General features: G+C 71.6%; 18 protein-coding genes. 12 read left to right on the top strand and 6 right to left on the bottom strand.

Features of this window, described 5'->3' with window-relative positions; genetic code table 11:
- The first annotated feature begins 113 nt into the window (after positions 1-113).
- The 4 genes from IF28_RS0127875 (at position 114) to IF28_RS0127860 (ending at position 7,670) form a co-directional block, all read left to right on the top strand.
- Positions 114-488, top strand: a complete 375-nt coding sequence (locus IF28_RS0127875) for a DUF6223 family protein (RefSeq protein ID WP_030225666.1) — start codon at positions 114-116, stop codon at positions 486-488.
- A gap of 351 nt (positions 489-839) precedes the next feature.
- A complete protein-coding gene (locus IF28_RS0127870; protein WP_037894148.1) occupies positions 840-1,211 on the top strand; it encodes a CU044_2847 family protein in 372 nt (123 codons plus the stop codon).
- A 7-nt stretch (positions 1,212-1,218) separates the two neighbouring features.
- Positions 1,219-5,520: a trypsin-like peptidase domain-containing protein gene (locus tag IF28_RS0127865; RefSeq protein WP_030225661.1), complete on the top strand. Its 4,302-nt coding sequence runs from the start codon at positions 1,219-1,221 to the stop codon at positions 5,518-5,520.
- Between the two features lie 464 nt (positions 5,521-5,984).
- Positions 5,985-7,670 carry a ribonuclease J gene (locus IF28_RS0127860; protein ID WP_030225658.1) on the top strand — a complete coding sequence of 562 codons (1,686 nt, stop codon included), beginning with the start codon at positions 5,985-5,987 and terminating at the stop codon, positions 7,668-7,670.
- 128 nt (positions 7,671-7,798) lie between these two features.
- Here IF28_RS0127860 and IF28_RS0127855 read toward each other — a convergent pair whose 3' ends face one another.
- The 6 genes from IF28_RS0127855 to IF28_RS0127830 all read right to left on the bottom strand — a co-directional run bounded on the left by IF28_RS0127855 (position 7,799) and on the right by IF28_RS0127830 (position 13,404).
- Positions 7,799-9,001 carry a cytochrome P450 family protein gene (locus tag IF28_RS0127855; RefSeq protein WP_106982156.1) on the bottom strand — a complete coding sequence of 401 codons (1,203 nt, stop codon included), beginning with the start codon at positions 8,999-9,001 and terminating at the stop codon, positions 7,799-7,801.
- Between the two features lie 109 nt (positions 9,002-9,110).
- The gene (locus IF28_RS0127850; RefSeq protein WP_030225654.1) at positions 9,111-10,460 is read right to left on the bottom strand and encodes a cytochrome P450; all 1,350 of its coding nucleotides are present in this window, start codon (positions 10,458-10,460) and stop codon (positions 9,111-9,113) included.
- A complete protein-coding gene (locus tag IF28_RS0127845; RefSeq protein ID WP_030225651.1) occupies positions 10,457-11,008 on the bottom strand; it encodes a GTP-binding protein in 552 nt (183 codons plus the stop codon). Before IF28_RS0127845 ends, IF28_RS0127850 begins: the two co-directional genes overlap by 4 nt.
- 58 nt (positions 11,009-11,066) lie before the next feature.
- Positions 11,067-11,426 carry a DUF742 domain-containing protein gene (locus IF28_RS0127840; RefSeq protein WP_030225648.1) on the bottom strand — a complete coding sequence of 120 codons (360 nt, stop codon included), beginning with the start codon at positions 11,424-11,426 and terminating at the stop codon, positions 11,067-11,069.
- Positions 11,423-11,869, bottom strand: coding sequence for a roadblock/LC7 domain-containing protein (locus IF28_RS0127835; RefSeq protein WP_030225640.1), 447 nt, complete (start codon positions 11,867-11,869; stop codon positions 11,423-11,425). Before IF28_RS0127835 ends, IF28_RS0127840 begins: the two co-directional genes overlap by 4 nt.
- Positions 11,866-13,404, bottom strand: a complete 1,539-nt coding sequence (locus IF28_RS0127830; RefSeq protein ID WP_030225637.1) for an ATP-binding protein — start codon at positions 13,402-13,404, stop codon at positions 11,866-11,868. The genes IF28_RS0127835 and IF28_RS0127830 overlap by 4 nt, the downstream gene beginning before the upstream one ends.
- Before the next feature lie 442 nt (positions 13,405-13,846).
- Between IF28_RS0127830 and IF28_RS0127825 the strand changes: the two genes are divergently transcribed.
- The 8 genes from IF28_RS0127825 (at position 13,847) to IF28_RS0127790 (ending at position 23,326) form a co-directional block, all read left to right on the top strand.
- Positions 13,847-14,764, top strand: a complete 918-nt coding sequence (locus IF28_RS0127825; RefSeq protein WP_030225636.1) for a ribokinase — start codon at positions 13,847-13,849, stop codon at positions 14,762-14,764.
- Complete coding sequence (locus IF28_RS0127820; RefSeq protein ID WP_030225634.1) at positions 14,761-15,798, top strand: ABC transporter permease; 1,038 nt, start codon at positions 14,761-14,763, stop codon at positions 15,796-15,798. The genes IF28_RS0127825 and IF28_RS0127820 overlap by 4 nt, the downstream gene beginning before the upstream one ends.
- A 117-nt stretch (positions 15,799-15,915) precedes the next feature.
- A complete protein-coding gene (locus tag IF28_RS0127815) occupies positions 15,916-16,947 on the top strand; it encodes a sugar ABC transporter substrate-binding protein (RefSeq protein ID WP_030225632.1) in 1,032 nt (343 codons plus the stop codon).
- Entirely contained in the window at positions 16,947-18,497 is a 1,551-nt protein-coding gene (locus tag IF28_RS0127810; RefSeq protein ID WP_030225628.1) for a sugar ABC transporter ATP-binding protein, read from the top strand. Before IF28_RS0127815 ends, IF28_RS0127810 begins: the two co-directional genes overlap by 1 nt.
- Before the next feature lie 77 nt (positions 18,498-18,574).
- A complete protein-coding gene (rbsD, locus tag IF28_RS0127805) occupies positions 18,575-19,030 on the top strand; it encodes a D-ribose pyranase (RefSeq protein ID WP_030225626.1) in 456 nt (151 codons plus the stop codon).
- A 116-nt stretch (positions 19,031-19,146) separates the two neighbouring features.
- Positions 19,147-19,860, top strand: coding sequence for a deoxyribose-phosphate aldolase (gene deoC, locus IF28_RS0127800; RefSeq protein WP_030225623.1), 714 nt, complete (start codon positions 19,147-19,149; stop codon positions 19,858-19,860).
- Positions 19,861-19,966: 106 nt separating this feature from the next.
- On the top strand, positions 19,967-20,725 hold the full coding sequence (locus tag IF28_RS0127795) for a GntR family transcriptional regulator (protein ID WP_030225621.1): 759 nt from the start codon (positions 19,967-19,969) through the stop codon (positions 20,723-20,725).
- A gap of 216 nt (positions 20,726-20,941) precedes the next feature.
- Entirely contained in the window at positions 20,942-23,326 is a 2,385-nt protein-coding gene (locus IF28_RS0127790; RefSeq protein WP_030225619.1) for a phosphoketolase, read from the top strand.
- Positions 23,327-23,586: the final 260 nt, after the last annotated feature.

Below are 23,586 nucleotides of genomic sequence, written 5' to 3'. Positions count from 1 at the left end.
GGCAGTGGGAAGTGCCCGCATCTGCCGGACGACCGGCAGGAAGGCCGGCGCGCATGCTCTCCAGGGACATCGAACTCCGGAAGTGGCGACGAAGGAAGAAGGAGGAGAGCGGCATGAGCGCTTCAGCAGCACTGATGACGGCCGCCGAGGGCGGGATCATCGGCGACGGGCGGACAGGGGCCAACCTGGCCCTCGCAGTAGGGGCGTTCGGACTGGCCATCGGCTGGCTTGCCCTGGCCCGCGTCGGCCACGGGATCAGCACTGGCAACGCGCGCACCGGCGGGGTGGCGGCGATCGCGGTGGGAGCGGTCGGCACGGTTCTCGCGGTGCTGCACCTGGCCACCGCCAGCGGTGGGCCCGGCACCGGCAACGGACTCGTCGGCGCCCTTGTGGCTGTCCCGCTGGGGCTGGGCGCCGTACTCCTCGGCCGCCGGGCTCTGACCCGCTGCCGCCGCGCCGGCCGGCCCGCCGATCGGACGACCGGCTGAGCGCCACCCGGTCACGGTGCGCTTGCGGCCACCGCGCACCGGAGCCCGTCAGCGGTGACACCGAGGGCCGGCACCGCAGTTCCGGAGACCGCGGTGGGCACCACCGAGGCTGCCGACCCCGCTCACTGCCGCATCTTCAGCGGGCTCGGGCAGCCCCGGCGCGGATGCTTCCGTAGCCGCGTGCGGTTGTACGAAGGTGCGGAGGAGGCCATCGGCTTGGGCGTCGGCGTTGAGCCGGTCCTCAAAGGACGGGGTGCTCTTCGCCCGAAAAGGAGATTGCGCCTCCCGTCCGGACAGGGATGAATACGCTTGCCCGTACCCCATGCACCGGACCTGAGACGAGGAACCCCCATGGCCCTGAACGAACGCCGTCCCTTCCACGTGGTCGAAGTGCCCTTGGGCGAAGGGGGAGGCGTCGTACGGGTACAGGTCGACGAGACCGACGAGTCCGTGGTCCGGGTCGGCCGGGGCAGCCGGACGGCGGCTCGTGCCGACGAGTCCCTGGAGCGGATGCTGGAAGTGGTCCGGCCGGTGGCGGACGCGTTCGTCGGGCGCTGCCGGGACATGGCGCGGCAGCCTGACGAGGCCACGATCGAGTTCGGCATGTCGCTGTCGGCCGACGCGAAGATCCTCATCGCCGGATCGTCGGCCACCGCGAACTTCGCGGTCACCCTCACCTGGCACAACGACGAAGCGGACGCGTCGCGGACGCCGGCAGGCTGAGACAGTCATGGCCGAAGGGGGACCGGTGGTCGGAGAGGCACGCGAACCCGCGATGGCGTCGTCGGTCGTACGGGTCAGAGGCAGGGACGGCGCCATCGTGGGCGCGGGCTTCCTCGTCGCGGGGGACACCGTACTGACCTGCGCTCATGTGGTGTCCGACGCCTTGGAACAGCCCCGGGACGCCGTCGTGGAAGCGGGGGCGGTGGTCGGACTCGACCTGCCGTTCGCCGCCGGCCACCCGAGTGGGACGGCGAAGGTCGTGCAGTGGGTGCCTGTCCGGGAGGACCAGGGCGGTGACGTGGCCGTGCTGCGTCTGCGCGTTCCTCTGCCCGGGGCCCGCCCCTTGCCGATGGCCGACGTCAGGGATGTCTGGGACCACCAGACCCGGACGGTCGGCTTCACCGACGACGCGCCCGACGGCAACTGGCAGAAGGGGCGTTTTCGCGGTCCTGTGGGGAGTTCTCTGGTCCAGCTCTCGCGGGCGGACGGCCAGGCCGTCCATGTGAGGCCGGGGTTCAGCGGGAGTCCGGTCTGGGACGAGGCCCTGGGCGTGGCGGTGGGCATGGTCGTCGCGTCGCAGCCGGTGCGGGAGGCGCAGCAGGCGTTCGTGATGCGCACGGAGGCGCTGTCCGGGGAGGTACCCGGTCTTGCACGGATCCTGCTCCCCGCCAAGCCGTTCCTCGGTCTCCAGCCGTTCGGGGAGGACTCGAGGCATGTGTTCTTCGGCCGGGACGGCGACATCGACCGGGTGGTCGCCGCCCTCAGGGGTGACCACCCCGTGGTCACGGTGTGCGGCCCTTCGGGCAGCGGCAAGTCCTCCCTCGCGCTGGCCGGCGTGGTGCCCCGGTTACGCCGGTCCGGATGGGAAATCCTGGTCATCGACTGCAGCGGCGTGGGCCTGCCCCGGGCCGCCTTGGCCACGGAGCTCTTCGAGCGCGCGGCGGGCGGTTCCGGTCCCGCGCGGGTGAAGCACGCGGACCAGGTGGAGGCATGGCTGCGGGAGTTGGGGCTCATCGACGCCTTCCACCGGGCCACCGGCCGTACCGCGGAACGTCTCCTCGTCGTCCTCGACCAGGCGGAAGCGCTCCTCGGCCTGCCCGAGCCGGACCTCACCGAAACACTGAGCCTGCTGTTCCCGCCCCGCCGCAACGGCTTGCGGGTACTGGCCACCCTGCGTGCCGACGTCATCAACACCGCGCTGGAACACCCCCGTCTGGCCCCCGTGCTGACGGCCGGGGTGACCCTGCCCCTGTCGCCGATGACCCGCGACCAGCTGCACACCGTCATCACACGCCCTCTCGAAAGGACGCCCGGGGTGACGTACGACCCGGGCCTGGACCTGCGGATCCTGGATGACGCCGGCACCGACCCGGGCGTCCTTCCCCTCCTGGGGTTCGTGCTGGAACAGCTGTGGGAGCGACAACACGGCGGACGGCTGAGTGCCGCGACGTACCAGGAGATCGGAGGGGTCAGGGGCGCCTTGCTCCAGCACGCCGAACAGGTGTGGAAGAGCTGCGTGCCGACCGGCTCGGAACAGGAGGCACGGCGTCTGCTGGCCGGGCTGGTGCGTGTGGTTCCCGGCGGGGAGGCCATGCTGAGGCGCGCGCTGACGCGGGAGGAGGCGGGCGAGAAGCGTTGGCGTCTGGCCCAGGCCATGGCCGCGAAGGACCAGCGGCTGCTCGTCCTGCACGGTGGAGAGGGCAGGCCCGAGAGTGCCGAGCTGGCGCACGAGGCACTGATCACGCAGTGGCCCGAGCTGGCCGAAGTGGTCCGCGTCGACGCCGACTTCCTCAACGCACGGGCCGAAGTCCAGCACGACCTGGACCGATGGGAGCGAATGGGACGTCGTCCGGACCTCCTGCCGGGGGGCTTCCAGCTCGACTCCCTCACGAAGCGACTGCACGGACGTGAAAGCGAACTGAGCGAGGACCACCGGGAGTTCCTGGCCGCGGCACGTCGACGGCGATGGAGGTTCCGCTGGCGGAAACGGGCCGGCTGGGCGGCCGGCGCCCTGGTGCTGGCGCTCGTCGCGACGTTGCTCACCTTCAACATCCTGGAGTCCCGGGTCAGCGCCCAGCGGGCCGGCGAAGCCCGCTCCCGGGCGCTGGCGGTGCAGTCGGACGACCTGGTCGACACCAACCCCGGCCACGCCGCCCTGGCCGCGGTGGCCGCCTACGAGACCGAGCCGACGCAGGAAGCCCGTAACGCGCTGCTGCGGCGGTACACCGAGAACCGGAACCTGGAGTGGAGTCTGTCGGGGGCGGAGGGAAAGTTCGAGGAGGCCGCGATGAGTACGGATGGCGGGGTGACGCTGGTGACGACCGACGGCGGGCGTGCCCTGCTGTTCGTACGTTCGGCGCAGGGCACAGTGCGCCAGGAGAGTCTCCGGCTTCGCCCCAACGTCAGATCACCCGGGGTGAGCTTCGACGGACGGCGCATCTCCTACGTGCGCAAGGACGATGGAGTGATCGTCTGGCATGACGTCACCCCTGCGGCGAAACGACTGGTGGGGCGGGCACATCCGCTGGACACGCCGGAACCGGCCGGCCCCGGTCCGGACGACAGCGGCGGTGCCCTGCGTCAATTCAAGACGACCGCCTTCTCCCGCGACGCCCGCCTCCTGGTCGAGTCGGCGAACGACGCCTGGACCAGCGGGGTGTTCGATCAGCCGGGGTTTCCCGTGCGGGTGTGGAACCTGGATACGGGACGCGCGTACGCGTTGCCGAAGAAGTACTCCATCGCCACGTCCGCGTGGTTCGGTCCCGACAACCACACGCTGGTGCTGGAGTCGGCGAGTAGATCGTTGATCGCCGTCGACACCCGGACCGGAGAGATGCGCCGGCTGACCGACGAGTCCGACACCGTGTCCACGAGGTCGGACGGCGGCAGCTGGGTTTCCGCCGACGGAACCGTGGCGCTCTCCTGCCGGGTCCGGAACGAGGACGATGCGCCGCTGAGCGTCCACTACAAGGCGATACGCGTGGCTGACGGGCGCACCCTGCGCACCTACCGCTGGAACGACGGCTGGGGCTGCGGAACCACGCTCCTCGACGCGTCGGGGAAGCGGTTCGCCCGGGGCAGCAGCTACGACACCAAGTGGGAGGTCCTGGAGACGAGTGGCGACGCCCGCCCCCGGAAGTTCGTGGGCCCGGTCGTCGATTTCCGCGCCGGCGCGCCCTTTTCCTTGCTCGGCACCGGCCACGACCTGGTGGTGCCTGTCCGGGGAGAGACCGCGATCACCGGACAGAAGCTGGTCTCCGCCGAGGGCGACACCGCGTACGGGGCCCCGCAACTGCTGGGAGACGGGAGCACGATGCTGGTCCGTACGGGGAAGGAGGGCAGCAGGCTGGTCGTGGTGGAGACCGAAGGGGAGAACCGGGTCCTGTCCGAGGTGTCCAGTACGTTCGAGACTCCGCCCGCCAGGGACCAGCTCCTCATGGTGAACCGGCCGAAGACGCTCATGGCTGATGTCTCGGACGAGAACCGGGTGACGGTCCGCCGACTGCCTTCACTGAAGAAGGTCTCCGCATTCACGGTGGCGCGCCCGCCTTTGCAGAAAGGGAAGGACCAGCGGGAGCCCGTATCGCTCGTAATCCAGCCCGACGACCGGCTCGTCACGCTTTCCGGCACACGGATCGAGCACTGGAGCATCAGTGAGGGACGCCGTCTGCGCGCGCCGATCGACCTGAGGGACCTCCGTCTGACCTCCCAGGACGAACCGGCGTATTCCGTGGACGAGCATCGCGTCCCGGGAGTAATCGCGGTTCACGCATCCGGGGAGCCGAACCTGTACGCCGTCGACCTGCGGACCGGCCGGGAGCGAAAGGACCTCCGGCTCGCTTTCGGTGAGGACCTTCTCACGGCGAGCTTCCTCGAGGACAGCCGGTACGTGGCCGTGCTCACCACCGGCCGTATCGTGGAACTGTGGTCCGCTGAGCGGGGGCGGGCGCCACGAAGAGTGGTGGGCCCGCTCGGGCCGCTGGAACTCGGCGGATTCACGGTCGGAAATCCCGTGGGTGCCGACTTCTTCGTGGCTTATGGCAGTACCGCCGTCTTCCTCAAAGCGGACGATCCCTTGTACCGGGACACCTACAAGTTCGGTGCCGACCAGCGCTTCGCCGCCACCAACACCAGGGACGGCAAAGCGCTCCTCGGTGCTCCCGCGGAGGGCGCGGGTGCCCTGACCCTCACCCGCCTCGCCCCCGCCCTCTGGAAGCGGCACCTCTGCGAGGTCCTCGGCCGCGGTCTGACCCATGACGAACGGAGCGCGCTGTCGGGTCCGCTGCCGGACGAGATCTGTCCTGACTGAGCCGGCGGGTCCGGGCCGCCGGCTTCCGGCGGGTCGCCCCCGGACCGGGGCGTCGGAACCCGCAGGGTGAGGCGACCGGCCGCTCATGCTCTCTCGCTTCACCCGAACGGACGGAGGCGTCCGTCACGGTCCGATGGTGATCATGCCGCCGGTCCCGGTACCCCGCTCTGCCCCCTGCGGCGGGGCGGGCTGGCAGCGGAGACGAAAGCCGTCGTGGTCAGGGAGTCCGGAAACCGGGTCGCCGAGTCCATCGACCGCAGCCTGATGCGATCCACGGCAGCGGGTCCTCTCGGCCGTCGACGAACTGGCGGGCTCACGGCTGAGCCACCGGAGGCGGTACCGCCCTGACCGGGCGCCGGCGGCGTCACGGTCTTCCCGGAGCAGCCGCTGCCCCGCTCCGTCGGGCGGAAGAGATCACACAGGCAGTGGATCATCTCGTCCGGCTCTCCGGGTACCGTCAGGGTATGAGTCATCCGCACCCTGAGCTGAAAGCCGCCCCTGCCCTGCCCGAAGGGGGGCTGCGGGTCATTGCCCTGGGCGGCCTGGGTGAGATCGGCCGCAACATGACCGTCTTCGAGTACGCGGGCAAGCTGCTCATCGTCGACTGCGGCGTGCTGTTCCCCGAAGAGACCCAGCCCGGCGTGGACGTGATCCTGCCGGACTTCACCTCGATCCGGGACCGGCTGGACGACATCGTGGGCATCGTCCTCACCCATGGCCACGAGGACCACATCGGCGGCGTGCCGTACCTGCTGCGCGAGCGGCGCGACATCCCCGTCGTCGGCTCCAAGCTGACGCTGGCGTTCCTGGAGGCCAAGCTCAAGGAACACGGCATCCGGCCGCGCACGGTACGGGTGCGTGAGGGCGACCGGCGAGGCTTCGGGCCCTTCGACTGCGAGTTCGTGGCCGTCAACCACTCCATCCCCGACAGCCTCGCGGTCGCGATCCGAACCGGTGCCGGGATGGTGCTGCACACCGGCGACTTCAAGATGGACCAGTTCCCTCTCGACGAGCGCATCACCGATCTGCGTGCCTTCGCCCGCCTCGGCGAGGAGGGCGTGGATCTGTTCCTCACCGACTCCACCAACGCCGAGGTGCCCGGCTTCACCACCTCCGAGCGTGAGCTGAACCCGGCGATCGAGCAGGTGATGCGCACCGCGCCGCGGCGGGTCATCGTCTCCAGCTTCGCCAGCCATGTGCACCGCATCCAGCAGGTTCTGGACGCCGCCCACCAGCACGGCCGCAAGGTCGCCTTCGTCGGCCGGTCGATGGTCCGCAACATGGGCATCGCCCGTGACCTGGGCTATCTGAAGGTCCCGTCCGGTCTGGTCGTGAGCACCAAGGAGCTGGAGAAGCTCCCGGACCACAAGGTCACTCTGGTGTGCACCGGCTCCCAGGGCGAACCGATGGCCGCGCTGTCACGGATGGCCAACCGCGATCACGTGATCCGCATCGGCAAGGGTGACACCGTCCTGCTCGCCAGCTCCCTCATCCCCGGCAACGAGAACGCCATCTACCGGGTGATCAACGGACTCACCCGGTGGGGCGCCCACGTGGTCCACAAGGGCAACGCCAAGGTGCACGTCTCCGGGCACGCCAGTGCCGGCGAACTCGTCTACTGCTACAACATCGTCAAGCCCCGCAACGTCATGCCCGTGCACGGCGAATGGCGCCATCTGCGGGCCAACGGCGACCTCGCGATCCGTACCGGCGTCGCCCCGGAGCGGGTCGTCATCGCCGAGGACGGCGTCGTCGTCGACCTCGTCGACGGGCGCGCGTCCATCACCGGCAAGGTCCCCGCCGGCAACGTCTACGTGGACGGCATGGAGGTGGGCGGCGCCACGGAGGCGTCCCTCAAGGACCGCCTCACCCTCGCGGAGGAAGGCGTCGTCACGGTGGTGGCGATCGTCGACGCGGACACCGGCGCCCTCACCGAAGCCCCCGACTTCCTGGCCCGCGGCTTCGTCCACGACGACACCACCTTCGAACCGGTCATCCCGGTCATCGAGAAGACCCTGGCCACCGCGGCGGAGGAAGGCGTCGGGGACGCGCGCCAGCTCGAACAGCTCCTCGCCCGTGCCGTGGCGAACTGGGCGTTCCGCACCCACCGCCGCAAGCCCCTGATCATCCCCGTCATCATCGACGCCTGAGCCGCGGCCCGCCGGGTCGGCCCGTACGCATCATCGCGGCCCTCGTGCCTCCCCTCCAAGGGAGGGGAGGCCGGGCGGCCGCGGGAGGGTACGCCACCTGACGGGTCCGCCAGGTGGAAGGTGCTCCCTCAGGCCTTCAGCCGCACCGGAAGCCTCCGCACGCTGTTGCCCACGAACGAGGCGTGGCGCGGCAGTTCCGGCTCCGGGACCGCGAGGTCCAGGGCCGGGAAGCGGCTGAAGAGCTGTTCCAGGGCGGTGGTGCTCTCCAGGCGGGCCAGGGGCGCACCCATGCAGTAGTGCGCGCCGTGTCCCAGAGAGAGATGGCGGGACTCGCCGGAGCGGGTGATGTCGAAGCGTGCGGCGTCCGGGCCGTGGGCCCGCGTGTCGCGGCCGGCGGCCGAGTATCCGGCGAGGACCGGGGTGCCCCGGGGGATCAGGGTGCCGTCCAGGGTCAGATCGCGGGTCGGGTAGCGGAACGGGAAGTAGCTGACCGGGCTGTCCCAGCGCAGGGTCTCCTCCACCACGTCCGACCAGCTCGCCCGGCCGGAGAGGACCAGGTCGAGCTGGTCCCGATGGGCGCACAGGGCGCGTACGGCGTTCGTGATCAGATTCAGCGTCGTCTCGTGCCCCGCGATGATGGTCAGCATCAGCGTGCCGATCAGCTCGTGCGGGCTGAACCGGTCGCCGCTCTCCTCACGGGCCGCGATCATCGCACTGGTGAGGTCGTCCCCCGGATCGGCCGTCCGGGCCGCGGCGACCTCGCTCAGCACCTCCACCATCTCCCGGTTGGCCGCCATCGCCTCGGCCGGGCCGATGTCCGTGGCCACGATCTGGTTGGAGAGGTGGTGCAGCCGGTCGTGATGGACCTCGTCCACGCCCAGCAGTTCGCAGATGACGCCCATCGGCAGCGGCAGCGCGAAGTGGGTGCGCAGATCGACGACACCGTCCTCGAGGGCGGCCGTCTCCAGGCCGTCCAGCAGACGGGACGTCAACTCTACGATGTACGGGCGGAGTTCCTCGACCCGGCGGGCTGTGAACGCCTTGCCCATCAGCGACCGCAGCCGCCGGTGGTCGGCGCCGTCCGCGGTCGTCATCCCCTGCACCGTGGCGAACGTCTTCAGCGGCCAGCCGTCGGCTATCTCCCCGGCCTGGAGCGCCGTGAAGTGCCGTGCGTTCTTGGCGACGTCGGGGTGCGCGAGGAACTCCTTCAGCGCGTCGTGGCCCAGCACCGCCATGGCCCGCACCTCGCCGGGCAGGACCACCGGGGTGACCGCCCCCTGGGCCAGCAGCCGGGCGTTGGCCGCGTGCGGGCAGCCTCCCCCCGGGTCCAGACGGTGCGGACGGTCGGCCGCGGGGTTCGCCGGTGACGTGTTCAACAGGGCTCCAGTTCTCGGGGAGGGGGAGGAGGGACGAGCCGGGCAGGGGCGGGCTCGGAACGGGTCAGTGCGGACCGGCCTGTGGCTGTACCGCGTGGCGGTGCGCCCAGGCGGGGGCGGGAGCCTCGGCCGTCCGAGGGAGCACCGCGCCCTGAGGCAGCTGCGGCGAGGTGAAGCGCACCGGCAGCGTGCCCAGTCCCTTGCTCCACGGCGATTTGATCCACTCCAACTCGTCTTCCGGGACGGCCAGTTCCAGGTCGGGCAGGCGGTGCCGGATCGTGTCGACCGCGGTCCGGGTGATCAGCCGGGCCGGGTCCTGGGCGGGGCAGATGTGCGGGCCCGCGCCGAACGCCAGATGGGAGCGGTTGCCGGCCACCGGGGTGCCGTCGGCCGGCAGGACCTCCGGATCCGCGTTGGCCGCCGCCAGGCCCAGGATCAGCATGTCGCCCGCCCGGATGTCCTGGCCGCCGAAGTCCATGTCGCGGGTGGCGTAGCGGGCCGGGAAGTTCTGCGTGGGCGGGAAGCGCCACAGGACCAGGTCGAGCGCGTCGTCCACGCCGAGGTGGCCGCCGCTCAGCGAGGAGCGCAGCGCGGGGTCGCAGAGCAGGATGCGCAGCGTCGTGGCGATCCAGTTCACCGTGGTCTGGTTGCCCGCGACGAACATCACCACCAGGTTGTGCAGCACTTCCTCGTCGGTGAGCCGCGCCGGGTGGTGCAGCAGCGCCGAGACGATGTCGTCGCCCCTCGCCCGCCGCCTCTCCTCGATCAGTCCCTTCAGGATGGCGCCCATCCTGCGGCTGGCGTCCCCCGCCCCGCCGGTGGCGGACACGAGGCCCGCCACCGCGTTCACCAGCTCCCGGCCGGTCCGGTCGTCCAGGCCGAGCAGCCCGGCGATCACCCGCATCGGCAGCGTGCGCGCGTACGCGGCGACGAGGTCGGCCTCGCCGTGCGCCGCGAATCCGGCGATCAGCGCCTCGGCGGTGGCCCGGACACTGCGTCGCAGCTCGTGCCCGTTGATTCCGGCCAGCGCGTCCGAGACGGCGCTGCGCATCCTGCGGTGCTGCTGCCCGTCCGCGAAGAGCAGCGCGGGGCGCCAGCCGACCATCGGCAGGATCGGCGAGTCGGCCGGCACCCGGCCTTCGCGCAGCAGGCTCCACCGGCGCGGGTCGTGTGAGAAGTCCTGTTCCTCGCGGGTGAGCCGGAGCAGTTCGCGGTGGCCCAGGACCAGCCAGGCGTCGATGCCGGGGGCGATGGACACCGGCGCCACCGGGCCGTGTGTGCCGCGCAGTTCCTCGTACAGCGCGGGCATCGTGTCGCCGTCGAGGCCGGGCCCGTACAGCGCGGCCGCCGTGCCGGTGGCGCCGGTCACGGGGCAGCCGACGGCCGGGCCCGCCGAGGGGTGCGGCGTACTCATGAGGACTCCGTGGCGAGGTCGATGAGGTGGCGGGCCAGGGCGATCAGCGCCCGGATCGACGAGGCCCGGTCCCGTGCGTCGCAGATCACCAGCGGGGTGTCGGGCAGCAGATCGAGGGCCGTGCGGACGTCGTCGGCGTCGTACCGGGGGCCGGTCGGGAAGACGTTGACGGCGACCGCGAAGGGGAGGTCCAGGTCCTCCAGATTCCCCAGCGCGTCGAAGGACGCCGTCAGGTCGCGGGCGTCCACCAGCGCGAGCGCGCCGAGCGACCCCTTGGCCAGGTCCTGCCAGGCCGGCAGGAACCGCTGCTGGCCCGGCGTACCGAACAGATACAGGACCAGGTCGCCGTCGATGGTCAGCCGGCCGAAGTCGAGGCCGACCGTGGTGGTCTTCTTGCCGCTGTCCCCGGCGTACGGGTCGACCCGGGCGCCCGCCCGGGTCATCGACGCCTCGGTGGAGAGCGGCCGGATCTCCGACACCGTACCGATCAGCGTCGTCTTGCCCACGCCCAGCGGGCCGACGACCAGGATCTTCGCCGCGCCCGACACGTTCGAGTCGAGGTACTTCCCGTCGGCGGCGGGCGGCGGGGCGGCCTCGGTCAAGGTTTCAGAGGCAGCTTTCGAGACCATGGAGGACCTTTCTGAGCATGGTCACATCGGTGCGTTCGGCCGGCGGAATGGGCGGGCGGGTCACGATCAGCCCCCACCGGAGGAGATCGGAGAGCAGCACCTGTGTGACCGACGGGGGCTGGCCGAGGTGAGCGGCCACCTCTCCGACCGAGATGAGCCCCTCGCAGTGCTCCAGGATGGCGAGGTGCTCCGGCTGGAGGGCGGCGGGGAACGCCGTCTCCGCCGTCATCACCAGGGATTCCCAGGAGAGCGGCTCGCCCTCGGACTCCGAGCGGCCGCGTGTGATGACGTACGGACGGATCGCCGAGACCCTCGGCGCCTCGGGCCGCTCCGTCATGACGTCGCGGCGGCCTCGTCCCGGGGCAGGCTGCTGAGGTGCGCGCCGATCTTCGCCACCAGCAACTGCATCTGCTGGGCCACCAGGCCCACGTCGGCGTCCGGATCGGTGGCGACCCCCAGGTGCGCGCCCACCCCGGCATGGGTGAACAGCACGAACCCCTGGTCGGTCTCCAGCATCAGCTGGCGTGTCCCGACACCCGGCCCGAACAGGAGCGCGCCGGTGGACCGGCCCGTCATGGTCATCGCCGCGCCGGCCGCCGAGAGCGACTCCGCGTCGGCGACGCTCAGGCAGGCCACCGGACCCGAGAGGTTCTCGGCGGAGGCGTGCCCGAGACGCAACCCGTCCTCGGACACCACCACGGCGTGCCGGACGCCGGGAATCTCGGTCAGTGGGCGGAGCATCCACCCCAGATCGGGGAGTCTGGTGATGGTTCCGGTCACGGTCGGCCTCCGGCGTGCTCGTCGTGCGGGGTGCTGGGCAGGGACTGTCCGCCGTGCGGGGGCGGTACCGGTTCGGTGTCGCCGTCCGTGTCGACGGCGGCCCGGCCGCGCAGCGTCCCGGACATCACACTGGTGATCGAGGCGCGTGCCGCTTCCGGCGTCCAGGGTTCGGCGGGCTCGGCACCGGGCGGCGGGTCGGGCGCCGAGTGCCGTGCGGACGCCGCGGCCCGGGCGGCACCGCGCCGGCTGCGCCGCCGGGGCAGACCGGCCGTCGCCGGGGCGGGTGCGCGGGCCGGCTCGGCGGCGTCGTCGGGGTGCCCGGCCACTACGGGGGCGTCGTCGCGCGCGCCTGCCGGGGGTACGACGGGCCCGGCGTGCTCGACCGCCGGGCGGCGGTGTGCGGCGGGTCTCGGCAGCGGTTCGGTCAGCAGCCGGAACGGCACGAACATCACCGCCCGTGTGCCGCCGTACGCCGAAGCCCCGCTGAGCTCCACGTGGAAGCCCAGCTCCCGGCTCCAGCGCCCGACACACGCCAGGCCGAGCCGGGGCACCGCACCCAGGCGGGTCAGGTCCAGGTCGTCGCGGAGCTGGCCGAGGGCCTGGTGCAGGACGTCCGGCGGCATCCCGAGCCCGGCGTCGTCGATCTCGATGACCGCACCGGCGCCCACCTCCCGCACGCCGACGACGACGGGGGAGCTGGACGGTGAGAACACCGTGGCGTTCTCGAGCAGTTCGGCGACGGAGTGCATCAGCCCCTCCACCGCCGGGGGCACCGCGTACAGGGTCTGTCCGCCGTGCACCTCGATCCGGCCGAACTCCACGATCCTGGACTGGGCGCCCCGTACGCAGTCGTAGAGCGAGACCGGCCGGGTCTCCCGGCGAGCGGGCCAGATTCCGCACATCACCAGGAGTGTCTGCGCCTTGCGGGTCATCTGCGAGGCCGCGTGGTCGGCCTTCATCACGTCCGCCATCAGACGGGGGTCTTCGATGGAGCGCTCGACCTCGTCCAGGACCTGCTGCTGCACGGTCGCCATCACATGCATGGTGCGCGCCACGGACTCGAAGGCGGCCTGCACCGAGTCGCGCAGAGACCGCTCGCGGTGCACGGCGGCGTCCGAGCCGAGCGCCACGACGACCGAGTCCAGCGCCCGGGCGAACTCCTCGCCGGTCTCCTCCGGCGACGTCACGGGCCCCGGCACACCTTCCAGCCGCTGTCCGGTGCGCAGCCGCCCGGCGATGGCCGGGACGCGCACCGCGGCCAGATGCGCCACCTCGGTGCCCCGGGCGGTGGCGACGGCGGCCTCCCGGGCACGGTGCGCACGCTCGGTGGACAGCCGCCGGGTGAGGACCAGTACGCCGGCGACCAGCAGGACGACGGCCGCGGCACAGGCTCCCGCGACGGCCCGGTGCCACTGGGCGTCCGCGGTGACGGCCGCCCACACCGCACCAGCGGCGGCCGACAGGGTGACGGCCCCTCCGGCGACGGAGGCGCCCACACCGGGGCCGCCGCGTGGCTCCCCTAACGGTCCGCTCACCACAGCGGTCCTGATCCGACGACGCTGCAGACACCGGTGCCAGCCACGAGAAGCGAAACCTTTCACGACACGTCGAACCCCACCTTTTGGGGGGTTGGGAGCATGCAGAGCGTAGGCCTACCGGTCGGAATTGTTGAGACATCGTTCAGTTCCAGTCACACCAGGCCACCGGATATGGCGCATTGACGCCCTTGATCTCGCCCCGGACAGCACCTGGACCGGGAGTGCCCCCGGGCGGTGCCGCGCGCCTCCCCGCACCACCGCGCGTCGGCGACCGCGGCCCGCCACGGGGCACCGGCCTGAAGGCTCCTTCCGGTCACCCGGGTGAGAGCGGGTGTCCCCGTGGTCGAAATTTCACCTCACGGTCACCCATTGACTAGGGACATCCCTGTACCTACGCTCTGCCTTGTCCATGGTTGTCCATACACAAAGTGGTGTGCCGATGAAGATCGCGGTTGTCGGAAGTTATGGCGCCGGCCTCACCATGCGGGTCCCCAAGGCACCCGCGGCCGGTGAGACCGTCTCGGGCGGCCTCTTCGACTCGGGCGCCGGCGGGAAGGGCAGCAACCAGGCCGTCGCCGCCGCCCGGCTGGGCGCCGAGGTCACGCTGCTGACCGCCGTCGGCGACGACGAGTTCGGCCGCTCGGCACGTGAGCTGTGGCGGCGCGAAGGGGTCGGCGCCGAACACGTGGTCACCGCGCAGGCGCCCACCATGGTCGGGTTCATCCTGGTCGAGCCGTCCGGGGAGAACCGCATCGCCATCGCCCCCGGCGCCCTGGACGAGCTGGACGCCGCCGCCGTCGACGCCTTCCGCGCCGAGATCGCCTCCGCCGACATCCTCGTCGTCTCCATGGAGATCCCCGAGGAAGCCGTCGCCGCCGCCCTGCGCGCCGGACGCGAGAGCGGCACCCGCACCCTGCTGAACCCGGCGCCCGCCCGGCCGCTGCCCGACGCGTGCTGGCCCCTCATCGACGTACTCACGCCCAACCAGACGGAGGCCCCCGTCCTCCTCGGCCTCGACGACGGGCACGGACTCGGCGACGAGGAACTGGCCCGCGCGCTGCGCGAGCGCACCGGCGGCACCGTCGTCATCACCCGGGGCGGCGACGGCGCGCTGGTCGCCCGGGACACCGGCGTCACCACCGTGCCCCCGCACCAGGCCCGGACGGTCGTGGACACCACGGGCGCCGGGGACTCCTTCACCGCCGCCTTCGCCGTCGCCCTGGCCGAGGGCCGGCCCGTCGACCGGGCCGTGGAGTTCGCCGCCGTCGCCGGCGCCCACACCGTGTCGATCGCGGGTGTCATCCCCGCCCTGCCCACCAGAGCCCAGCTGAACGCCCTGATTGGAAGTGCCTCGTGACCTCGACCGCCACCAAGCCGCCCGCGACCGCGGCCCCGTCGTCCGACGCGAGCACCCGGCAGTTCCCGCTCGCGCTGCGCAGACTGCTGCACGCGCGGGAGGCCGGCGTCTTCGCCGCGCTCGTCCTGCTCTTCCTGCTGGGCACCGTGCTCTCGCCGACCTTCGCGCAGTCCGACAACCTTCTCTCGGTGGGCCAGCAGATCGCGCAGATCGGCATCATGGCCGTAGGGGCGACCTTCGTCATCCTCAACGGGGAGATCGACCTCTCGGTCGGCTCCACCTACGCCCTCTCCGCGATCTCCACCGGCATGCTCATATCGGACGGCTGGAGCTGGCCCGCGGCCATGTTCGTCGGCCTCGCGGTCGGTGTCCTCGCCGGACTCCTCAACGGTCTGGCCGTGGTGGTCCTCGGCGTCCCGTCCTTCATCGTCACCCTCGGCACGCTCAGCGTCTTCCGCGGCATCGCCCTGCTCATCTCCGACGGCGCCCCGATCTCGCTGAGCTCCTCCCAGCCCGGCGTCGCCGAGTTCAACCTGCTCGGCCAGGGGCGGCTGTTCGGCATCGTGCCCATGCAGTTCGTCTTCTTCGCCGTCGTCGCCGCCATCGGCGTCGTCCTGCTGGCCCGCTCCCGCTTCGGCTTCAACACCTACGCGGTCGGCGGCAACCAGGAGGCCGCGCGGCTCGTCGGCGTCAACGTCAAGCGGGTCAAGCTGACCGCGTTCGTCCTCTCCGGCTTCACCGCGGGCCTCGCCGGCGTCCTCGGCCTGTCCTTCCTCTCCTACGTCCAGGGCGTGACCGGCCAGGGCCTGGAACTCACCGTCATCTCGGCCGTCATCATCGGCGGCGCCGCCCTCTTCGGCGGCTCCGGAACGATGTGGGGCACCGTCATCGGCGTCGCCTTCATCGGCCTCCTCCAGAACATCCTCAACATCAAGGGCATCTCGTCCTTCTGGCAGACCGTCGTCACCGGCCTCGTCATCGTCGCCGCCGTCGCGGCCGACACCTGGCAGCGCAAGCGGAAGACCCGCGCCTGAACCCGCGCCGCCCGGCGCGCCCCCTCACCCCGCACACCGCCGTACGCCCGAACGCCGCCCCACCGGCCCTTCCTCCCCGAACGCCTCCCGATCCACGGACTCGACGAAGGAGCCCTCATGTCCCCGCGCACCCTCCTCAGAGGCCTCACGGCCGCCACCGCCGTCGCCGCGGCCCTCTCCCTCACCGCCTGCGGCGCCGTCACCGCCGCCGACAGCGGATCCGGCGGATCCGGTGACGGCTCCTTCAAGCTCGCCTCGTACATCCAGCAGCGGATCGACGACGACAAGCCGATGCGCATCAAGCTCAGCTACCACGACCCGTCCCTCGCCTTCGCCACCCCGATCGGCGCCGGGATGAAGAAGGCCGGCAAGGAGCTGGGCGCCGACGTCTCCCTCATCGGCCCCACCGGCGGCGACGCGGCCAAGCAGGTCTCCGAGATACAGACGCTCATCCAGCAGAAGGCCGTGGACGGGCTCGCCGTCTCCTCCGCCTCCAGCGACGCCCTCAAGCCCGTGATCAGCCAGGCGTACAAGGCGGGCATCCCGATCATCTCCTTCAACACCGACAACCCCGACTCCGAGCAGATGGGCTTCGTCGGCCAGGACCTCAAGGGCTCCGGCAAGGCCCAGGCCGAACAGCTCCGCAAGGACCTCAAGGGTGAGGTCAACGGCAAGTCCGTCGTGGTCTTCTCCGTCGACACCGGCGCCGGCTGGTCGCACGACCGCTTCAACGGCTTCAAGGAGGGCCTGGACGGCAGCGGGCTGAAGATCGTCGGCCCGGTCAACGTCGGCAACGAGCCCAACAGCGCCTACAACACGGTCGAGTCGACCATGTCCGGCCAGTCCGACGTGGTCGCCGTCGCAGGCCTCGACTGCTGCTCCACCACGGCCGCCGCCAAGTGGGTGGGCCAGTCCGGCAAGGCCGACACCATCACCATGGGCGGCTTCGACCTGCTGACCCAGACCGCCGAGTACATCGAACGCGGCGTCCTGGACTTCAGCATCAGCCAGAACCCGTCCGAGCAGGGCTACCAGGCCGTCAAGGTGCTGCACGACTTCCTCGTCGACGGCACCGAGATCAAGGGTGTGGACACCGGCGCCCAGTTCATCACCCAGGACAACCTCGCCGACGCGACCGTGGAGGACTGATGACCCCCGCACCCCACGCCGCCTCCCCGGGGGGCCAGGACCGCCCCGGCGGACCGGCCGTCCAAGTCCGCGGCCTCACCCGGAACTTCGGGCCGGTCCGCGCCCTGCGCGACGTCTCCTTCGACGTCCCCGCCGGTGACATCACCGCCCTCCTCGGCGAGAACGGCGCCGGCAAGTCGACCCTGCTCAAGATCCTGGCCGGTCTCCAGCCGCCCAGCGAGGGCGGCGTCACCGTGTTCGGCGAGGAGGTCACCTCCTTCGAGCCTGCCTCCATGCTCAGCCGGCACGGCGTCGCGATCGTCCCCCAGGAACTGTCGCTGCTGCCCGACCGCACCGTCGCCGAGAACGTGCTCAGCGGCGTCGAACCGGGCAACCGCTGGTTCCCCTCCCGGCGCCGCATGCTGGAGCGCACCACCGAACTCCTCGCCGAACTCGACCTCCACCTGGACCCGAACGCCTCCGTCCGCACCCTGGACCTGGCCACCCAGCAGCTCATCGTGGTGGCCCGCTCCATCGCCCGGGGCTGCCGCGTCCTGATCCTGGACGAACCCACGGCGATGCTCACCCCCGCCGAGGCCGACCGGCTGTTCGCCCTCATGGACAGGCTCAAGGCCAACGGCACGACCATGCTCTACGTCTCCCACCGCATGCCGGAGGTCTTCCGCCTGGCCGACCACATCCAGGTCCTGCGCGACGGCGGCCACGTCGCCTCCTGGCGCAGCGAGGACACCACCCCCGACCAGGCCGTCGCCGCCATGGTCGGCCGTGAATTGGGCCGGTTCACCCGCCGGGCCGGCGCCGCCGAGCCCACCGCCGAACCAGCCCTCAAGGTCACGGAGCTGAGCGGCAGGCGGCACCGGGACGTCTCCTTCGAACTGCGCCCCGGAGAGATCCTCGGCGTCGCCGGACTCCCCGACTCCGGCCGAGTCGAACTGCTCCACAACATCTTCGGAGCGGACCCCGCGACCGGCGGCACCGTGGAACTGCTCGGAAAGCCCTACGAGCGGCGCAACCCGATCGCCAGCGTGGAACGCCGGCTGGCGTTCGTCCCCGGCGAGCGCCGCGCCCAGGGCCTGCTGACCACGATGAGCGTCGGCGAGAACGTCGGCGCCCTCACCACGAAGGCGTTCAGCCGGCTCGGCCTGATCCGCCGCCGGGCCTTCGACGCGGCCGCCACCGAACAGGCCCAGCGGCTGCGGGTGAAGACCGCCACCATGACCCAGCCCATCACCAGCCTGTCCGGCGGCAACCAGCAGAAGGCCGTCCTCGGCCGCTGGCTCGCCATCGACCCGGGCGTGCTCATCCTCGACGAGCCCACCCGCGGCGTCGACATCGGCGCCAAGGCCGAGATCTACGACCGGCTCACCGCGCTCGCCGACAAGGGCCTGGCGATCCTCTGTTCCTCCTCCGACCTGCCCGAACTGCTCACCCTGACCGACCGTGTCGCGGTGATGAGCGAAGGCCGCCTGGTGGCCGTCGTCGACTCCGCGGACGCCACCGAGGAATCCGTGATGACCCTCGCCACCGGAGCGGCACCGGCCGCGGCCTGACCCCGCGGACCCCGTCCGCCCGCAGCACCCCCGTGGGCCCCGTCCCTCCTCGGGGCCCCACCCGAAAGGAACCCACCATGAAGCGCTCAGGCATCCTCAACGCCGAACTGAGCGGAGTCCTCGCCACCCTCGGTCACACCGACCTGCTGCTCGTCGTCGACGCCGGCTTCCCCGTGCCGCGCGACGCGCACCGGATCGACCTGGCCCTCGCCGAGAACCTGCCCGATCTGCGCACCGTCCTCGGCCTGATCGCCGACGAACTGGTCGTCGAGGGTGTGGTCCGCGCCGAGGACGTCCCGAGCCACAACCCCCGCCTCGACTCGTGGCTGCACGAGCGCTTCGCCGGCGCCGAGTTCACCACCCGCCCGCACGCCGAGGTCCTCGGCGACCTCGCCCGCGAGGCCAAGGCCGTGGTGCGCACCGGAGCCTTCGAGCCCTGGGGAAACATCGGCCTCTACTGCGGCGTCGACGCGCCCCGCTGGTTCGGCGGCGAAGGCGTCGTCGTCCCGGAGCAGTACGCGTCCAAGGTCTGAGCCGCGCCGCCCGGCAGACGGGCCCGGCACCGTCAACTCGCGGCGGCAGCCCACGGAGAAGACCCGGCGGCCGATCCGCCGGGCTCCTGCCGCCACCACCCAAGGGAGATCACCCCGTGTCCGAAACCACCGTCAACCTCGCCGAACTCAGCCTCACCCCGGCCGAGTTGGCGCCGTTCATCCAGCACACCAAGATCGACCCGGACGCGACGCGCGACGAGATGATCGCCCACGCGCAGGAGGCCGTCACCCACGGCTTCAACGCGGCGATGGTCCCCGCCTCCTGGCTCCCGCTCGTCGTCGCCGAGCTCAAGGGCACCGGCGTCGAGGTGGCGTCCGCCCTGGACTTCCCGACCGTCGGCGTCATGACCAGCGCCGGGAAGGCCGCCGAGGCCGCCGAGATCGCCCGGCTCGGCGCCGACCAGCTCGACATCGGCGTACAGGTCGGCTGGCTCAAGAGCGGCCGCTACGACGACTTCCGCGAGGACATCGCGGGCGTCGTGCGCGCCTCGGGCCTGCCCGTCAAGGTCATGCTGGAACTGCCGCTGCTGACCGATGCCGAAAAGGAGGCCGCGGTCGAACTCGCCATGGAGGCGGGCGCGTCCTTCCTGAAGAACGCCAGCAGCGGCCAGATCGAGACTGCGAATCCGACCAGTGTTCGTTACCTTGTTGACCGGGCGCGGGAAGGCGTCCGGGTGAAGGCGTCCGGCTCGATCAAGAGCTACCGCCAGGGCCTGGAGCTCCTGCGGGCGGGCGCCTCCCTGCTCGGGACCAGCGCCGGGCTGGCGATCATCACCGACACCGGTGACGCGTCCACCGTCAGCTACTGACCGGACAGCACCGCCGTCCCCGGGCCGCCCACCGCGGCCGGGGGACGGCTTCCACGCCGGAGCGACACCCGCCCCCGGTGAGAGCGGAGAAGGAGATGCGACCACTGTGACGGCCGACAAAGGCGGAGTCCCAGGCATCAGAAGGGACGTCCCCACGGCGATCCACGTCCAGATCTCGGAGCACATCCGGCTGCGGATCGCCGGCGGCGAGTGGCCGCCGCACTACCGTCTCAAGAGCGAGCCGGAGCTGGCCAGGGAGTTCGGCGTCAGCCGCGGCACGCTGCGCAGGGCGCTGACCACGCTGATCGAGGAGGGCCTGCTCCGCCAGGTCCGGGGCCGGGGCACGTTCGTGACCTCGACCACGATCGAACCCGCCATCGCCCAGAAACTCAGCACCCTCTCCGAGGACTTCGCCGACCAGGGCGTGGTGACCACGACCACGGTGCGCGAGTGCGCCCTGATCGCACCGCCCAAACCGGTAGCGGCCCTCCTGGACGTGACCCCGGGCACCCGGGTCCTGCGTCTGGTGCGGGTACGGCGCACCGAGCAGGGACCGGTCGCCCTGCTGTTCAACTTCGTACGCACCGACCTCGCGCCCGGTATCGAGGAGGTCGACTTCACCTCGGCGAGTCTCTTCGGCGTCCTGGAGGGCACCTACGGACTGAAGATCGCCACGGCCCGCCGCACCTTCGGCGCCGAGGCGGCCGGCGCCGACGTCGCCGACGCCCTCGACCTCGCCGAGGGCGCCCCGGTCCAGTACCTCCAGCAGGTCACCTACCTCGCCGACGACCGGCCCGTCGAGTACTCCGACGTCTGGATCCACAGCGGCCGCCTCCGCGTGACCTCCCTCCTGCTCCGCCGCTGACCCCGGCGCAGCCCGTCCGGCCCCGTCCACCCCGCCGCACCGGGGAGGGCGGGGCCGCGGCGCTGGGGCCCGCCGGGGCGGCGGAACCGGCCGACGGTGAGGGCGGAAGGGCCCGGTCGGCCCTGTCGGGTACCCGGGGAACCGGGGAAGAGTGGGACGAAAGGCTCCGCAGGACCCTCCGCCGGCCGAATCATCGATCCGCAAGGGGAACCCAGCATGTCCGTCGATCCGCAACAGAGGCCCGGTTCGCTCACCGACGAGGAAGCGAGGGCACTGGACGCCCATTGGCGTGCCGCGAACTATCTGTCCGTCGGCCAGATCTACCTGATGGCGAACCCCCTGCTCACCGAACCGCTGCGCCCGGAGCACGTCAAGCCGCGGCTGCTCGGTCACTGGGGTACCTCGCCCGGCCTGAATCTCGTGTACACGCACCTCAACCGGCTCATCCGCTCCCGGGGCCTGGAAGCGCTCTGCGTGTGGGGCCCCGGCCACGGGGGACCCGCCGTGGTCGCCAATTCCTGGCTGGAGGGCTCGTACACGCAGACCTACCCGGACGTCACCCGGGACGCCGCCGGGATGGCACGGCTGTTCCGGCAGTTCTCCTTCCCCGGGGGTGTGCCCAGTCATGTGGCGCCGGAGACGCCCGGCTCCATCCACGAGGGCGGCGAACTGGGGTACGCCCTCTCGCACGCCTACGGCGCCGCCTTCGACAACCCCGGCCTGCTGGTCGCCTGTGTCATCGGCGACGGTGAGGCGGAGACCGGGCCGCTGGCCGCCTCCTGGCACTCCAACAAGTTCCTGGACCCGGTGCACGACGGCGCCGTCCTGCCGGTCCTGCACCTCAACGGCTACAAGATCGCCAATCCCACGGTGCTCTCCCGGCTGCCGGAATCCGAACTCGACGACCTCCTCAAGGGGTACGGGCACGAGCCGATCCATGTCACCGGCGACGAACCGGCCGCCGTGCACCGCGCCATGGCCCACGCCATGGACACCGCCGCCGACCGCATCGCCGGCATCCAGCGCGCCGCCCGCGAGGACGGGGCGACCGAACGGCCCCGCTGGCCGGTGATCGTGCTGCGCACCCCGAAGGGCTGGACCGGCCCCGCCGAGGTCGACGGCCTTCCCGTGGAAGGGACCTGGCGAGCCCATCAGGTCCCCCTGTCCGCCGTACGGGACAACCCCGAGCATCTGCGGCAGCTCGAGGAGTGGCTGCGCTCCTACCGGCCGCGGGAACTGTTCGACGCGTACGGAGCGCCCCGTCCCGACGTCCTGGCGTGCGTCCCCGACGGCTCCCGCCGGCTGGGGGCGACCCCGCACGCCAACGGCGGCCTGCTGGTACGCGAACTCCCGCTGCCGTCCCTGGAGCGGTACGCCGTCCCGGTCGACAAACCGGGCGCGACCCTGCACGAACCCACCCGCGTCCTCGGCGACCTGCTGGAGAACGTCATGCGCGGGACCGCCGACCGGCGCGACTTCCGGCTGGTCGGCCCCGACGAGACGGCGTCCAACCGCCTCCAGGCCGTCTACGCGGCCAGCGGCAAGGCCTGGCAGGCCGGCACCCTCGAGGTGGACGAACACCTGGACCGTCACGGCCGGGTGATGGAGATCCTCTCCGAACACACCTGCCAGGGCTGGCTGGAGGGCTATCTGCTCACCGGCCGGCACGGACTGTTCTCCTGCTACGAGGCGTTCGTCCACATCGTCGACTCCATGGTCAACCAGCACATCAAATGGCTGCGCGTGACCCGCCGCCTGCCCTGGCGCGCCCCCATCGCCTCCCTCAACTACCTGCTCACCTCGCACGTCTGGCGCCAGGACCACAACGGCTTCTCCCACCAGGACCCCGGCTTCGTCGACCACATCCTCAACAAGAGCCCCGAGGTCGTACGGGTCTATCTGCCGCCGGACGCCAACACCCTGCTCTCCGTCGCCGACCACGCCCTGCGCAGCAAGGACTACGTCAACGTCGTCGTCGCCGGCAAACAGCCCTGCTTCGACTGGCTGACCATGGAGCAGGCCAGGGCGCACTGCGCGCGCGGCGCCGGCGTCTGGGACTGGGCCGGCACCGAGAGCGGCGAGCGGGAACCGGACGTGGTGCTCGCCGCGGCCGGTGACGTGCCCACGCAGGAGGTACTGGCCGCCGCGCAGCTGCTCCGTGACCACCTGCCGGAACTCGCGGTCCGGGTCGTGAACGTCGTCGACATCGCCCGGCTGCTGCCGAGCGGCGAACACCCGCACGGGATGACGGACTTCGAGTACGACGGCCTCTTCACCCCCGACAAGCCGGTCGTCTTCGCCTACCACGGCTACCCGTGGCTGATCCACCGGCTGGCCTACCGCCGCACCGGCCACCCGCATCTGCATGTGCGCGGCTACAAGGAGATCGGCACCACCACCACACCGTTCGACATGGTGGTCCGCAACGACCTGGACCGCTACCGGCTGGTCATGGACGTCATCGACCGCGTCCCCGGCCTCGCGGTGCGCGCCGCGGCCGTACGCCAGGAAATGGAGGACACCCGGCTGCGCCACCACGCGTACATCCGCGAGCACGGTGTCGACCTGCCCGAGGTCGCCGACTGGTCGTGGGACGGCTGACCCGCACTGCGGAGAACGGGCTGAAGGCCTACGGCCACGAGGCCGACCGAACGACGCGCCGGGCATCCCGTTCCCGCTGCGCGACACCCCGGCCCCCGACGCGGCGCCGGTGGACCGGATACCGGGCCGGTTTTGTGCGCGTGGCCCCCGCAACGGGGCCGGCAGGGACTGTCGGCCCCGTTCCGGGACCACAGGCCCCTGCCCCGTGAGACCGCCGGGAGGGACGCTGGGAGCAGGACGAAGGACACAGGAGGTGGGCG

It is taken from the genome of Streptomyces sp. NRRL WC-3626, from assembly GCF_000718785.1.
In the GTDB taxonomy this organism is placed as follows: domain Bacteria; phylum Actinomycetota; class Actinomycetes; order Streptomycetales; family Streptomycetaceae; genus Streptomyces; species Streptomyces edwardsiae.
The sequence above is the reverse complement of the archived record's forward strand: the minus strand, read 5'-3'. Positions and strand labels throughout refer to the sequence as shown.

Bases quoted from the DNA above. Each gene is read 5' to 3' on its own strand.
- IF28_RS0127875 (WP_030225666.1), top strand. From the start codon at position 114: ATGAGCGCTTCAGCAGCACTGATGACGGCCGCCGAGGGCGGGATCATC.
- IF28_RS0127870 (WP_037894148.1), top strand. From the start codon at position 840: ATGGCCCTGAACGAACGCCGTCCCTTCCACGTGGTCGAAGTGCCCTTG.
- IF28_RS0127865 (WP_030225661.1), top strand. From the start codon at position 1,219: ATGGCCGAAGGGGGACCGGTGGTCGGAGAGGCACGCGAACCCGCGATG.
- IF28_RS0127860 (WP_030225658.1), top strand. From the start codon at position 5,985: ATGAGTCATCCGCACCCTGAGCTGAAAGCCGCCCCTGCCCTGCCCGAA.
- IF28_RS0127850 (WP_030225654.1), bottom strand. From the start codon at position 10,460: ATGAGTACGCCGCACCCCTCGGCGGGCCCGGCCGTCGGCTGCCCCGTG.
- IF28_RS0127840 (WP_030225648.1), bottom strand. From the start codon at position 11,426: ATGACGGAGCGGCCCGAGGCGCCGAGGGTCTCGGCGATCCGTCCGTAC.
- IF28_RS0127825 (WP_030225636.1), top strand. From the start codon at position 13,847: ATGAAGATCGCGGTTGTCGGAAGTTATGGCGCCGGCCTCACCATGCGG.
- IF28_RS0127815 (WP_030225632.1), top strand. From the start codon at position 15,916: ATGTCCCCGCGCACCCTCCTCAGAGGCCTCACGGCCGCCACCGCCGTC.
- IF28_RS0127810 (WP_030225628.1), top strand. From the start codon at position 16,947: ATGACCCCCGCACCCCACGCCGCCTCCCCGGGGGGCCAGGACCGCCCC.
- rbsD (WP_030225626.1), top strand. From the start codon at position 18,575: ATGAAGCGCTCAGGCATCCTCAACGCCGAACTGAGCGGAGTCCTCGCC.
- IF28_RS0127790 (WP_030225619.1), top strand. From the start codon at position 20,942: ATGTCCGTCGATCCGCAACAGAGGCCCGGTTCGCTCACCGACGAGGAA.